We start from the raw sequence: 12,643 nt of genomic DNA on the forward strand, positions 1-12,643 counted from the left end.
CTCCTCGGCGCGGTGTTCGTCGTCTGGGCCGACCTGGTGGCCAGGACGCTCGCCGCGCCCCGGGAGCTGCCGCTCGGCGTCGTCCGGCGCGCAGCCGTGAGTGCAAGGTTTCGCCCGCGTCACCTCGGGCCACAGCCGTGAAACGCGCGGTACCTACCTTCGGGCAGCACGAGGACCTTGACCGAGCATGAGCCCGACGCCCGTTGGAGGCGCGATGTCAGCCCCGAAGCCTGTGGCCTCCCGACGAGGCGGACGCTGGATTGACGAGTGGGATCCCGAGAACGAACGGTTCTGGAAGGAGAAGGGGGAGCGGATCGCCCGCCGCAACCTCGTCTTCTCCATCCTCTCCGAGCACATCGGCTTCTCCATCTGGACCCTGTGGTCCGTCCTCGTGCTCTTCATGGGCCCGGAGTACGGCATCGACCCGGCCGGGAAGTTCTTCCTGGTGTCGATGGCGACCCTCGTCGGTTCCGTCGTCCGGGTGCCCTACACCTTCGCCGTCGCCCGCTTCGGTGGCCGGAACTGGACGGTCGTCTCGGCCGCGATGCTGCTGCTGCCCACCGCCTTCGCCTGGACGGTGATGGAACCCGGCACCTCCTACACCACCTTCCTGCTGGTGGCGGCGCTGACCGGGGTCGGCGGCGGCAACTTCGCGTCGTCGATGACCAACATCAACGCGTTCTTCCCGCTGCGCCGCAAGGGCTGGGCGCTCGGCCTCAACGCCGGCGGCGGCAACATCGGCGTCCCGGTGATCCAGCTGGTCGGCCTGCTGGTGATCGCCACCGCCGGCGAGGGCAACCCCCGGGTACTGCTCGCCGTCTACGCGCCGCTGATCGTCGTCGCCGCCGCATTGGCGTGGCGGTACATGGACAATCTGGGCCCGGTGACCAACGACACCGGCGCCGCCAGGGAGTCCGTCAGGGACCGGCACACCTGGATCATGTCGTTCCTCTACGTCGGCACCTTCGGCTCGTTCATCGGCTACAGCTTCGCCTTCGGCCTGGTGTTGCAGAACCAGTTCGACCGCACCCCGCTCCAGGCCGCGTCCATCACCTTCATCGGGCCGCTGCTCGGCTCGCTGATCAGGCCGGTCGGCGGCTACTGGGCGGACAGGTTCGGCGGCGCGCGGATCACGCTCTACACCTTCGCCGGGATGGCGCTCGCCACCGGCGTCGTGGTGCTGGCCTCGGCCAACGAGTCGCTGCCGGTCTTCCTGGTCGGCTTCGTCGCGCTCTTCGTGCTCAGCGGGCTCGGCAACGGCTCGACCTACAAGATGATCCCCGGCATCTACCGTGCCAAGGCCCAGGACCTGGGGCTCGCCGGCGAGGAGGCCGCGACGTACGCGCGCCGGCTGTCCGGCGCCGCCATCGGTCTGATCGGCGCGGTGGGCGCGCTCGGCGGACTCGGGATCAACCTGGCGTTCCGGCAGTCCTTCCTCACCACCGGGTCCGGCACCGGTGCCTTCGCCTCGTTCCTGGTCTTCTACGCGGCGTGTTTCGTGGTCACATGGGCCGTATACCTGCGGGGCGCGAAGCCGGCCGGGGCCACCGGCGAGCCGGGCGCCCCGATCGCGGAGAGCGGCGACCGGCAGCCCGCCTACGTCGGGGTCTGACGGACCCCCGGGAACGCCGCGCCGCCCTGGCCCGGCGTAACCCGGGGGTAATCCACCGGAACCGAGCCTGTCACGCTCCGTTGACAGGCTCGGTTCCACGCATCGGAAACACTCGGGGCGGAGCGACACGGATCGATGGAGCGGATGGCGCAGACGGAACAGGCGGGGCGTGAGATCCGGCCACTCGACGGGTTCACCGTGGGCGTTACCGCGGCCCGCCGGGCCGAGGAACTCGGCGCGTTGTTGCGTCGGCGCGGCGCGGAGGTGCTGCACGCGCCCGCGCTGCGCATCGTGCCGCTCGCCGACGACGACGAGCTGCTGGCCGCCACCCGCGAACTGATCGCGCACGCGCCCGACATCGTCGTCGCCACCACCGCGATCGGCTTCCGCGGCTGGGTCGAGGCGGCCGACGGCTGGGGGACGGGCGAGGACCTGCTCCGCACCCTCGGCACCTCGGAGCTGCTGGCCCGCGGGCCCAAGGTGCGCGGCGCGATCCGGGCCGCCGGCCTCACCGAGCGGTGGTCGCCGGCGTCCGAGTCCATGGCCGAGGTGCTGCAACGGCTGCTCGACGAGGGCGTCGCCGACCGCCGGATCGCGCTCCAGCTGCACGGCGAGCCGCTGCCCGGCTTCATCGAGTCGCTGCGCGAGGCCGGCGCCGAGGTCGTCGAGGTCCCCGTCTACCGCTGGATGCCGCCGGAGGACATCGCGCCGGTCGACCGGCTGATCGACAGCGTGCTGGCCGGCGGCCTGGACGCCGTCACCTTCACCAGCGCGCCGGCCGCCGCCTCCCTGCTGCGCAGGGCGGAGGAGCGCGGGATCCTCGAACCGCTGGTCGCCGCGTTCCAGAAGCGGGTGCTGCCGGCCTGCGTCGGGCCGGTCACCGCCCTGCCGCTCCAGGCCCACGACGTGCCCACCCAGGCGCCGGAACGGTTCCGGCTCGGCCCGCTCGTCCAGCTGCTCTGCCACGAACTGCCGGCCCGGGCCCGCCCGCTGCCGGTCGCCGGCCGGCGCATGGAGATCCGCGGCCACGCCGTGGTGGTCGACGGCGAGCTGCGGCCGGTCGCGCCCGCCGGCATGGCGATGCTGCGGGTGCTCGCCCGGCGCCCCGGCTGGGTGGTCCCCCGCGCCGAGCTGCTGCGCGCGCTGCCCGGCGCGGGGCGTGACGAACACGCCGTGGAGACCGCGATGGCCAGGCTGCGGACGGCGCTCGGCGTGCCGACCCTGATCCAGACCGTCGTCAAGCGCGGCTACCGGCTCGCCCTCGACCCCGCCCTGGACGGCCCCAAGTACGGCGAGTGACGGCGGGCGCCCCGCCCGGACCTGCGACGGAACCGTCCAACGGCTGGCACGAGCCGCGCGCGACCGGCCGGATGGGCGTACGGTGGAACGCCTTCCAGCCAGCCGAGCCGACAGCCGTAGAGGGGGACCGCGCCATGGACGTGCGGGAACGCGAGATCAGCGACGAGCAACGGCATCTCGACACCGTGTACCGGCGGCTGACGGAGAAGATCCACGAGGCCGAGTTCCTGATGGCCGACGCCGCCAGCCGCGTCCAGGTCGGCACGCCGGGCGCGCTCGCCGAGCGCGACGCCCAGGTCTTCCGCGCCGGGCGCCATCTCTCCCGGCTCAACAACGAGTTCGAGGACTTCCTCTTCGGCCGCATCGACCTGCTGCCGGGCAAGGACGGGGTCCGCGGCCCGGACGGCGCCCAGACCTCGGTCGAGCCGGCCGACGACGCGATCGGCGAGGAGGGCGGCGAGCCCGTCGCCGAGATCGCCGAGACCCTGCACATCGGGCGGCTCGGCGTGCTCGACGCCGAGTACGTGCCGCTGGTGATCGACTGGCGGGCCCCGGCCGCCGCCCCCTTCTACCGGGCCACGCCTGTCGCGCCGGGCCGGGTGGTGCGGCGGCGGGTGATCCGCAGCCGCGGCCGCCGGGTGCTCGGCGTCGAGGACGACCTGCTCCGCCCCGAACTGCGGGCGCTGCTCGGCGGCGTCGAACTGCCGGTGGTCGGCGACGGCGCGCTGATGGCGGCCCTCGGCCGGGCCAGGGGGCGGCGGATGAACGACATCGTCGCCTCCATCCAGGCCGAGCAGGACGAGGTGATCAGGGCGCCCGCCGCCGCCGTCACCGAGGTCACGGGCGGCCCGGGCACCGGCAAGACCGCCGTGGCGCTGCACCGCGCCGCCTACCTGCTCTACCAGGACCGGCGGCGCTACGCCGGCGGCATCCTGGTGGTCAGCCCGACGCCGCTGCTCGTCTCGTACACCGAGGGCGTGCTGCCGTCGCTCGGCGAGGAGGGGCAGGTCGCGATCCGGGCCCTCGGCTCGCTGTTCGAGGGTGTCGAGGCCGACGCGTACGACGACCCGGCCGTCGCCAGGACCAAGGGCTCGGCCGCGATGGCCCGGGTGTTGCAGAACGCGGCGCGCGGCGTGGTCGAACGCCCCGGCGCCCCTGACCGGCTGCGGGTCGTCGCCTTCGGACGCCGGGTCGAGCTGTCCGGCGACGAGCTGGCGCGGGTGCGGCAGCAGGCGCTGGGCGGCACGGCGCCCGTCAACCTGCTGCGGCCGCGCGCCCGCCGGCTGCTGCTCGACGCGCTCTGGCGGAAGTCCGGGGCGCCCGACCGCTACCAGGATCCGGGGTTCGCCGCCGAGGCGCGTGAGGCGTTCAACGAGGACATCGCCGACGAGGAGGTGTTCATCGACTTCCTCGCCGCCTGGTGGCCCGAGGTCACCCCGCTCCAGGTGCTGACGGCGATGGCGGACGAGCAGCGGCTCGGCCGCTGGGCCCGCCGGATCCTGCGGCCGCGCGAGGTGCGGCAGGTGGCGCGGTCGCTGCGGCGGGTGACCGCGGCCGGCGCCGGGCTCTCCGCCCACGACGTGGCGCTCCTCGACGAGCTGCGGACGCTGCTCGGCACGCCGGCCAGGCCGGCGGCGCCCCGCGAGGCCGACCCGCTCGACCAGCTGACCGGGCTCGCCGAGCTGACCACCTACGCCGAGCGCTCCGCGCCGGCCCGCGACCGGGCGGCCGAGGCGGACGGCGGGGACCGGATGGACTACGCGCACGTCATCGTCGACGAGGCGCAGGACCTCACGCCCATGCAGTGGCGGATGGTCGGGCGGCGCGGCGCGCAGGCCACCTGGACCATCGTCGGCGACCCGGCGCAGTCCTCGTGGCCCGACCCGGCCGAGGCGACCGCCGAGCGGGACCGCGCCCTCGGGAGACGGATGCGGCGGCGGTTCGAACTGACCGTCAACTACCGCAACCCGGCCGAGATCGCCCGGGTCGCCGACGGCGTGCTGGCCCGCGCCATGCCGGGCGCCGTGCCGCCGCGGGCGGTCAGGGCCACCGGGATCGAACCCCGGTTCGTCACGGTGGCCGCGGCGGAGGGGCTCCCGGCGGCGGCCCGGGCGGAGGCCGCCCGGCTGCTGGCCGAGGTGCCGGGCACGGTCGGCGTGGTGGTCGCGATGCGGCAGCGCGAGACGGCCGCCGGCTGGCTGGCCGACCTCCGCCCGGAGGCCGGGGACCGGCTGATGGTGCTGGGCAGCCTGGAGGCCAAGGGCCTGGAGTACGACGCCACGCTGGTGGTCTCTCCCGTCACCATCGGTGACGAGTCCCCGGCCGGGCTCCGCACCCTCTACGTGGCCCTGACCCGGGCCACCCAACGGCTCACCGTCCTCACGACGACCGACGACACCACCGTCCCGACGCCCTGACCCCATGCGCGGCCCGGCCGCGCCGGCTGCGGGCCCCCGCGGCCAGCCCGCCGCTTCGCGGCGGCCGGCCTTGCAGGGGCCCCCGCCCCGTGCGGTAGCCTGAAAGTGGCGTCGGCCCGTTCCATGCCCCCGGGCCCAACCATTGTCGCTACGAGCGACCACTTGCCGCGAGGCGAGCTGGCGGGTCGGCGCCCTCCATCCCCCCCATCCGAGGCCCGTAGGGCCCACCGGCTCCGGTACCTCTTTCCCCGCTGTTTCCATGGCCGTGACGCTTTGCTGTTACGGTCATATCGGTCCCGCTCCCTGGGTTTCACCGAGGAGCGACGCTCTCGTATGGTGTCAACACTTCGGGGGCGGTTTTCAGGAAAGCGAAGGAAGTCGGCGATGGCAACGGCGCCCAGTGTCTCGTACTCGATGACGGTTCGTCTCGAGGTCCCGGCGAGCGGTACGGCGGTCAGTCAGCTCACCACCGTGGTCGAGTCGTCAGGCGGCTCGGTGACCGGCCTGGACGTGACCGCGTCCGGTCACGAGAAGCTGCGCATCGACGTCACCATCGCGGCCAGCTCGACCGCGCACGCCGACGAGATCGTGCAGAAGCTGCGCGGCATCGAGGGCGTGGCGCTCGGCAAGGTGTCCGACCGGACGTTCCTCATGCATCTCGGCGGCAAGATCGAGATGAAGTCGAAGCACCCGATTCGCAATCGCGATGACCTTTCGATGATCTACACACCGGGTGTGGCCCGCGTCTGCACACAGATCGCGGCGAACCCCGAGGACGCCAGGCGGCTGACCATCAAGCGCAACAGCGTGGCCGTCGTCACCGACGGCTCCGCGGTGCTCGGGCTCGGCAACATCGGTCCGCACGCCGCGCTGCCGGTGATGGAGGGCAAGGCGGCGCTGTTCAAGCGGTTCGCCGGCATCGACGCCTGGCCGCTGTGCCTGGACACCCAGGACACCGACGCGATCGTGGAGATCGTCAAGGCGATCGCGCCCGGCTTCGCCGGCATCAACCTGGAGGACATCTCCGCGCCGCGCTGCTTCGAGATCGAGGCGCGGCTGCGCGAGGCCCTGGACATCCCGGTGTTCCACGACGACCAGCACGGCACGGCGATCGTGGTGCTGGCGGCGCTGACCAACGCGCTGCGCGTGGTCGGCAAGGAGCTCGGCGCCGTGCGGGTCGTCATGTCCGGTGCCGGCGCGGCCGGCACCGCGATCCTGAAGCTGCTGATCGAGGCCGGCGTCAAGCACGCGGTGGTGGCCGACATCCACGGCGTGGTGCACGCGGGCCGGGCCGACCTGGTGGGCGCCGACGGCGACTCGCCGCTGCGCTGGATCGCCGACAACACCAACCCGGAGGGCGTCACCGGCACCCTCAAGGAGGCGATCGTCGGCGCCGACGTCTTCATCGGCGTCTCGGCCCCCGACGTGCTGGCCGCCGAGGACGTGGCCGCGATGGCGGACGGCGCGATCGTGTTCGCGCTCGCGAATCCGGACCCGGAGATCGACCCGGCCATCGCCCGGCAGACGGCCGCCGTGGTGGCCACCGGCCGCTCGGACTTCCCCAACCAGATCAACAACGTCCTGGTGTTCCCCGGGGTGTTCCGTGGCCTGCTCGACGCCCAGTCGCGCACCGTCGACCTCTCGATGATGCTGGCCGCGGCCCGCGCGCTCGCCGACGTGGTCGGCGAGGACGAGCTCAACGCCAACTACATCGTCCCGAGCGTCTTCAACGAGAAGGTCTCGGGCGCGGTGGCCGGTGCCGTCCGCGAGGCGGCCCAGGGCGTGGCCGGCGCCACCGCGGCCGGCTGACCCGCCGGCCGACAACCCCTCGATCCTGGGCCCAGGCGGCCCACCGAGGCGGCGAGTCGGTTGCCGGGCCTCACGGGCTGCCCCTTAGGGTGACGGGGAGGCAAAGCCACGGGACCGTCGTGGCGGCGGGTGATCAGCGCTCTTCGTGTGACCCCGCGGGCGCCGGATTGGCCTTCCCGCCTCCCGTGGGGGCAGGATGCGTATCCGGGCGCGAGGGGCTCCGGAGGCAGACCCTGCTCAGGGCGCTGTCAGTGGGCCCTGGCAGCATCGGCTTCGATCTCACGCCTCATTGGCAAGATGAACACGGGAGTACGAAATATGAACCGCAGTGAGCTGGTGGCCAGCCTGGCCGACCGCGCCGGGGTGACCCGGAAGGACGCCGACGCCGTGCTCGGTGCCTTCGCCGAGACCGTCGGCGAGATCGTTGCCAAGGGGGACGAGAAGGTCACCATCCCCGGCTTCCTGACCTTCGAGCGGACCCACCGTGCCGCTCGCACCGCGCGCAACCCGCAGACCGGCGAGCCGATCCAGATCCCCGCCGGGTACAGCGTCAAGGTGTCCGCGGGCTCCAAGCTGAAGGAGGCCGCCAAGGGCAAGTGAGCCCATGGCGCGCATGACGCAGGGGTGGCCCGGCCAGGGCCACCCCTCTCGTGCGTTCCGGGGTCCGTTCACCTTGCGCGGTGCGTGAGGAGGACCACAGTCGCATAGGCTCTTCGCCGACCGGAAGGTCGCCTTTTGTCGGCAGATCCTCGGTTCCGGGGGGAAGAAGAGTGACAATCATTCACATCGCGCCCGAGGGTGACGATCTCGGGCGGCAGAAACGCTCCCTGCTCGACTGGCTGCGCAGGCAGCCGGGGGTACGCGAGCACGCCGAGATCTCGCTGCGCGCCGCCGGCCCCGCCGAGCCAGGCACGATGGGGGTGCCGGGCGACGTCATCAGGCTCGTCGTCGACTACGGCTTCCAACTGGGCAACCTGGGCGTGGCCGTCGCCGCCTGGCGGGCCGCCTGCGCCCCACGCGCCCGGGTCACGATCGAGCGCGAAGGACTCACCGTCACGGTCTCCACCGCCGACCCCGCCACCGCGCGGGCCCTCGTGCGGGCGCTCGGCGACGAGCGCGACCGGAACGCCGGCCGGGGAGACGCGGCGTGAGCGGCGAAGGCGGCGCGCAGCCCGATCCGGAGCAGTCGGCCTGCGTCCTCGTCGGCGTCCGCCGGTACACCGAGCTGGAGCCGCTGCCCGCCGTGGCGAACAACTGCCGGGCCCTGCAGTCCGCGTTGACCGATCCCCGGATCTGGGGCCTCTCGGACGACGACCGCTGCCGGACCGTGCTGGACCCCAGGACGCCCGACGAACTGATCGAACCGGTCATCAGGGCCGCCAAGTCGGCCAGGGACACCCTGGTCGTGTACTACGCGGGCCACGGCGTCATCGACCCGCACGACCTGACGCTCCATCTGACCCTGCCCGACTCCCAGCCGGAGAAGCCGCACACCGCCGTGCCCTACGAGTGGCTGCGCCGCGCCATCATCGAGCACAGCCGGGCCCGGCGCCGGATCGTCGTCCTGGACTGCTGCTTCAGCGGACGGGCGCTCGGCGGCATGTCGGAGCCCCCGAGCCTCCGCTCGGTGGCCAGCGTCGAGGACACCTACCTGCTCACCTCCGCCGCCGAGAACGTGCGCGCGCTCTCCGTGCCGGGCGAGAAGTTCACCGCGTTCACCGGCGAGTTGGTGGACGTCCTCACCAACGGGGTGGCCGAGGGCCCGGAGTTGCTGTCCCTCGACGACGTCTACCGGCAGGTGCGGGACTCGTTGGCGGCCAAGGGGCGCCCCGAGCCGCAGCGGCAGGACCGCAACGAGGCCGGCACCCGGCCGTTCATCCGCAACCAGGCACGGCTGCCCGCCCGCCCCGAACCCCCGGCGCCCTTCTGGCGCCGCCGCCGGACGGCACTGGCCACCGGGATCGCCGCCGTGCTGTTCTGCCCCGCCCTGGTCCTCTGGCAGGCAGGCGCGAACGAGGAAGCGGCGGGCGTCTGTTCGCCGCACGCCGCCCTGCTCGCCTACTCCGACGACCTGGACAAGTCCCAGCACCGCGGCCGGGACGTGCAGGGGCTCTCGGCGCTCGCCCTGACCGAGGGCGATCGCGCCCTGGCCCTGGGCGACAACACGCCGGTGCTGCTGTACGAGATGACGCTCGGCGGCCCGCAGTTGGCGGGGCTGGCGATCGAGGACGTCACGACGCTGACGGAGGCGGACGGAGCCCCGCACGGCGGCGAGCAGTTCGACGGCGAGGGGCTGGTGGACGAGGGCGCCACCGTGCTGGTGGCCTCCGAGTCCGACACCGGCCCCTCGCTCACCAGGTTCCGCCTCTCGGACGGCCGGGCGGTGGCCAGCCTACCGATCCCGGACAACTTCCGACCGAGCGTCAACATGGAGTCCCTGACCGTCACACCGGACGGCCGGTCCCTCTACCTCGGCCTGGAGACCCCGCTCGTCGTCGACGACACCTACCGCGGGCAGGGCATGCTGCGCGTCCAGCGCTACCAGGGCACCAGGGGCGGCGACTACGAACTCGCCGGCCAGTTCGGCTACCAGGCCGACGCGGGGCTCGCGCTGGTGGAACTGGTGGCGCTCGGGCACGGGGAGCTTCTCGCGTTGGAGCGCGGATACGTGGCCGGCGTCGGCAACACCGTCCGCGTCTACCACGTGTCGCTGGCCGGGCTGCCCGACGTGTCGGAGTTCACCTCGCTCGGCACGGCACCCTCCGACGTCTTCCCGGCCGACAAGAGACTGGTCGTCGACCTGGGCGACTGCCCCGCCTCCGGCGCCACCGCCCGGCAGGAGCAGATCAACCCGTTGCTCGACAACGTCGAGAGCATGGCACTCGGTCAGGAGATCGTCGACGGCGAGCAGCGCGGACGACACGTCCTCCACCTGGTGTCGGACGACAACGGCGCCACCACGCAGACCACCCGTGTCTACGCCCTCGCCGTCCGACTGCCCTGACGCCCGCCCGCGCCCGGGCGCGGGCGCGCGTCAGGCGCGCTCGACCTTGGCGCCCAGGGCCTCCAGCTTGTTCTCGAAGTTCTCGTAGCCGCGGTTGATCAGGTCGATGCCGTGCACCCGCGAGGTGCCCTGCGCCGCCAGCGCCGCGATCAGGTACGAGAAGCCGCCCCGCAGGTCGGGGATGACCAGGTCGGCGCCCTGCAGCGTGGTCGGGCCCGACACCACGGCCGAGTGCAGGAAGTTCCGCTGGCCGAAGCGGCAGGGGGTGCCGCCCAGGCACTCGCGGTAGAGCTGGATGTGCGCGCCCATCTGGTTGAGCGCGCTGGTGAAGCCCAGCCGCGACTCGTAGACCGTCTCGTGCACGATGGAGAGCCCCGAAGCCTGGGTCAGCGCCACCACGAGCGGCTGCTGCCAGTCCGTCTGGAAGCCCGGATGCACGTCGGTCTCCAGGGCGATCGCGTTGAGCGCGCCGCCCGGGTGCCAGAAGCGGATGCCGACCTCGTCCACCTCGAACGCGCCGCCCACCTTCCGGTACACGTTGAGGAAGGTCAGCATCTCCCGCTGGCTGGCGCCGTGCACGTAGACGCTGCCCTTGGTCGCCAGCGCCGCGCTGGCCCAGGAAGCGGCCTCCAGCCGGTCGGGCAGCGCCCGGTGGGTGTAGCCGCCGAGCTGGTCGACGCCGGTGATCCGGATCGTCCGGTCGGTGTCGAGCGAGATGATCGCGCCCATCTTCTGCAGCACGCAGATCAGGTCCTCGATCTCGGGCTCCACGGCCGCGTTGGACAGCTCCGTGTCGCCCTCCGCGAGCACCGCCGTCAGCAGCACCTGCTCGGTGGAGCCGACCGACGGGTAGGGCAGCCGGATCTTGCAGCCGCGCAGGCCCTTGGGCGCCTCCAGGTACTGGCCGTCCGCCCGCTTCTCGATGGTCGCGCCGAAGCTGCGCAGCACGTCGAAGTGGAAGTCCACCGGCCGGCCGCCGATGTCGCAGCCGCCGAGCCCGGGGATGAAGGCGTGGCCGAGCCGGTGCAGCAGCGGGCCGCAGAAGAGGATCGGGATCCGCGAGGAACCGGCGTGCGCGTCGATGTCCGCGACGTTGGCGCTCTCCACGTGCGACGGGTCGAGCACCAGCTCGCCCGGCTCCTCGCCGCTGCGCACCGTCACCCCGTGCAGCTGCAGCAGCCCCCGCACGACGCGGACGTCGCGGATGTCGGGCACGTTCCGCAGCCGGCTCGGCGCGCTGCCGAGCAGCGCCGCCACCATCGCCTTGGGCACGAGATTCTTCGCCCCGCGGACCCTGATCTCCCCCTCGATCGGGGTGCCGCCGTGAACAATCAGTACGTCGTCGGTCATCGAACTCGCGATCCCCAGGGGTCGGTGCGGGGGCCACCGCGTTCCGACGGTGACCGCATTGGAATGCTAGTGGGCCATGCTAAGACCGCTGGTGCCGCGGGCTCGCCGACGGCACTCCCCAGCGTCCATCCGATGGGGAATCATGGGACCCATGACCGAGGCGTCCTCGCTCACCGGGCGGCTGCTGGTGGCCACCCCGGCACTGTCCGATCCGAACTTCGACCGCTCCGTGGTGCTGCTCCTCGACCACGACCGCGAGGGCGCGCTCGGGGTGGTGCTGAACCGTCCGACGCCGGTGGGGGTGTCCGAGGTGCTCGAACCGTGGGCCTCGCTCGCCGGCGAGCCGGGCGTCGTCTTCCAGGGCGGCCCGGTGGCGCTCGACGCTGCGCTGGCACTGGCCGTGGTGCCGGGCGCCGGGCCGCTCGGCTGGCGCCGGGTGCACGGCTCGATCGGCCTGGTGGACCTGGAGGCGCCGCCCGAGGTGCTGGCGGCCGAGGTCGGCAGCCTGCGGATCTTCGCCGGATACGCCGGCTGGGGCCCCAAGCAGCTGGAGCAGGAACTGGAGGAGGGCGCCTGGTACGTGGTCGACTCGGAGCCGGGCGACGTGTCGGTGCCGGAGCCCGAGCGGCTGTGGCGGGCCGTGCTGCGCCGGCAGCGGGGCAGTCTGGCGCTGCTCGCAACATACCCGGACGACCCGTCGCTCAATTAGGCTTGTGACCCATGAGCACTCTCGAGCCCGAGCGCGGAACGGGCACCGGCACTCTCGTCGAGCCCCTTCCGCAGACGAGTCACGGCGACGGCGACCACGAGCGCTACGCCCACTACGTCCAGAAGGACAAGATCATGGCGAGCGCGCTGGACGGTACCCCCGTCGTGGCGCTCTGCGGCAAGGTCTGGGTGCCGGGTCGGGACCCGAAGAAGTACCCGGTGTGCCCCATGTGCAAGGAGATCTACGAGTCCATGGGCGCGTTCGGCGGCGGTAAGGACGGCAAGGGCGGCAACGGCGGTAACGGCGGTAACGGCGGCAAGTAGCCGCCGCGGCTCCGTCGGCCCCGCCGACTCCGCGTCTCGTCGCACCCCGGGCCCGCCCGGCCCGCCGGCCGCGCCGGTGGCGAGGGCCGCCCGGGGCTTCGTCATGCCTGGTTTCCGTGC

The 12,643-nt window shown here is 72.9% G+C and carries 10 protein-coding genes; 9 read left to right on the forward strand and 1 reads right to left on the reverse strand.

Annotated elements, in window-relative coordinates:
* Positions 1-214: 214 nt before the first annotated feature.
* The 7 genes from E1283_RS20550 (at position 215) to E1283_RS20580 (ending at position 10,141) form a co-directional block, all read left to right on the forward strand.
* Entirely contained in the window at positions 215-1,612 is a 1,398-nt protein-coding gene (locus E1283_RS20550; RefSeq protein ID WP_132819572.1) for a nitrate/nitrite transporter, read from the forward strand.
* Between the two features lie 144 nt (positions 1,613-1,756).
* Positions 1,757-2,911 carry a uroporphyrinogen-III synthase gene (locus tag E1283_RS20555; protein WP_165956190.1) on the forward strand — a complete coding sequence of 385 codons (1,155 nt, stop codon included), beginning with the start codon at positions 1,757-1,759 and terminating at the stop codon, positions 2,909-2,911.
* Positions 2,912-3,045: 134 nt separating this feature from the next.
* The gene (locus E1283_RS20560; protein ID WP_132819574.1) at positions 3,046-5,328 is read left to right on the forward strand and encodes a HelD family protein; all 2,283 of its coding nucleotides are present in this window, start codon (positions 3,046-3,048) and stop codon (positions 5,326-5,328) included.
* A gap of 384 nt (positions 5,329-5,712) precedes the next feature.
* Positions 5,713-7,137: an NAD-dependent malic enzyme gene (locus tag E1283_RS20565; protein ID WP_132819575.1), complete on the forward strand. Its 1,425-nt coding sequence runs from the start codon at positions 5,713-5,715 to the stop codon at positions 7,135-7,137.
* A 318-nt stretch (positions 7,138-7,455) separates the two neighbouring features.
* Positions 7,456-7,737: an HU family DNA-binding protein gene (locus tag E1283_RS20570; RefSeq protein ID WP_132819576.1), complete on the forward strand. Its 282-nt coding sequence runs from the start codon at positions 7,456-7,458 to the stop codon at positions 7,735-7,737.
* A gap of 170 nt (positions 7,738-7,907) precedes the next feature.
* The gene (locus E1283_RS20575) at positions 7,908-8,288 is read left to right on the forward strand and encodes an effector-associated constant component EACC1 (RefSeq protein ID WP_132819577.1); all 381 of its coding nucleotides are present in this window, start codon (positions 7,908-7,910) and stop codon (positions 8,286-8,288) included.
* A complete protein-coding gene (locus tag E1283_RS20580; protein WP_132819578.1) occupies positions 8,285-10,141 on the forward strand; it encodes a caspase, EACC1-associated type in 1,857 nt (618 codons plus the stop codon). The genes E1283_RS20575 and E1283_RS20580 overlap by 4 nt, the downstream gene beginning before the upstream one ends.
* A 30-nt stretch (positions 10,142-10,171) precedes the next feature.
* On the opposite strand, the gene murA is transcribed toward E1283_RS20580, so the two are convergent.
* Positions 10,172-11,491 (reverse strand): UDP-N-acetylglucosamine 1-carboxyvinyltransferase, encoded by a 1,320-nt coding sequence (gene murA, locus E1283_RS20585; RefSeq protein WP_132819579.1) that lies wholly within the window; start codon positions 11,489-11,491, stop codon positions 10,172-10,174.
* A 151-nt stretch (positions 11,492-11,642) separates the two neighbouring features.
* Here murA and E1283_RS20590 point away from each other — a divergent pair, with 151 nt between their 5' ends.
* Together E1283_RS20590 and E1283_RS20595 are read left to right on the forward strand one after the other, a co-directional pair.
* Positions 11,643-12,200: a YqgE/AlgH family protein gene (locus tag E1283_RS20590; protein ID WP_165956191.1), complete on the forward strand. Its 558-nt coding sequence runs from the start codon at positions 11,643-11,645 to the stop codon at positions 12,198-12,200.
* Positions 12,201-12,211: 11 nt separating this feature from the next.
* Positions 12,212-12,523, forward strand: a complete 312-nt coding sequence (locus E1283_RS20595) for a DUF3039 domain-containing protein (protein WP_132819581.1) — start codon at positions 12,212-12,214, stop codon at positions 12,521-12,523.
* The last annotated feature ends 120 nt before the right edge of the window (positions 12,524-12,643 follow it).

This window comes from Streptomyces hainanensis (assembly GCF_004348415.1).
Lineage (GTDB): Bacteria > Actinomycetota > Actinomycetes > Streptomycetales > Streptomycetaceae > Streptomyces > Streptomyces hainanensis.

What these genes read in the sequence shown, in the direction of transcription:
- E1283_RS20550 (WP_132819572.1), top strand. Translation starts at nt 215, where the DNA reads ATGTCAGCCCCGAAGCCTGTGGCCTCCCGACGAGGCGGACGCTGGATT.
- E1283_RS20555 (WP_165956190.1), top strand. Translation starts at nt 1,757, where the DNA reads ATGGCGCAGACGGAACAGGCGGGGCGTGAGATCCGGCCACTCGACGGG.
- E1283_RS20560 (WP_132819574.1), top strand. Translation starts at nt 3,046, where the DNA reads ATGGACGTGCGGGAACGCGAGATCAGCGACGAGCAACGGCATCTCGAC.
- E1283_RS20565 (WP_132819575.1), top strand. Translation starts at nt 5,713, where the DNA reads ATGGCAACGGCGCCCAGTGTCTCGTACTCGATGACGGTTCGTCTCGAG.
- E1283_RS20570 (WP_132819576.1), top strand. Translation starts at nt 7,456, where the DNA reads ATGAACCGCAGTGAGCTGGTGGCCAGCCTGGCCGACCGCGCCGGGGTG.
- murA (WP_132819579.1), bottom strand. Translation starts at nt 11,491, where the DNA reads ATGACCGACGACGTACTGATTGTTCACGGCGGCACCCCGATCGAGGGG.
- E1283_RS20590 (WP_165956191.1), top strand. Translation starts at nt 11,643, where the DNA reads ATGACCGAGGCGTCCTCGCTCACCGGGCGGCTGCTGGTGGCCACCCCG.
- E1283_RS20595 (WP_132819581.1), top strand. Translation starts at nt 12,212, where the DNA reads ATGAGCACTCTCGAGCCCGAGCGCGGAACGGGCACCGGCACTCTCGTC.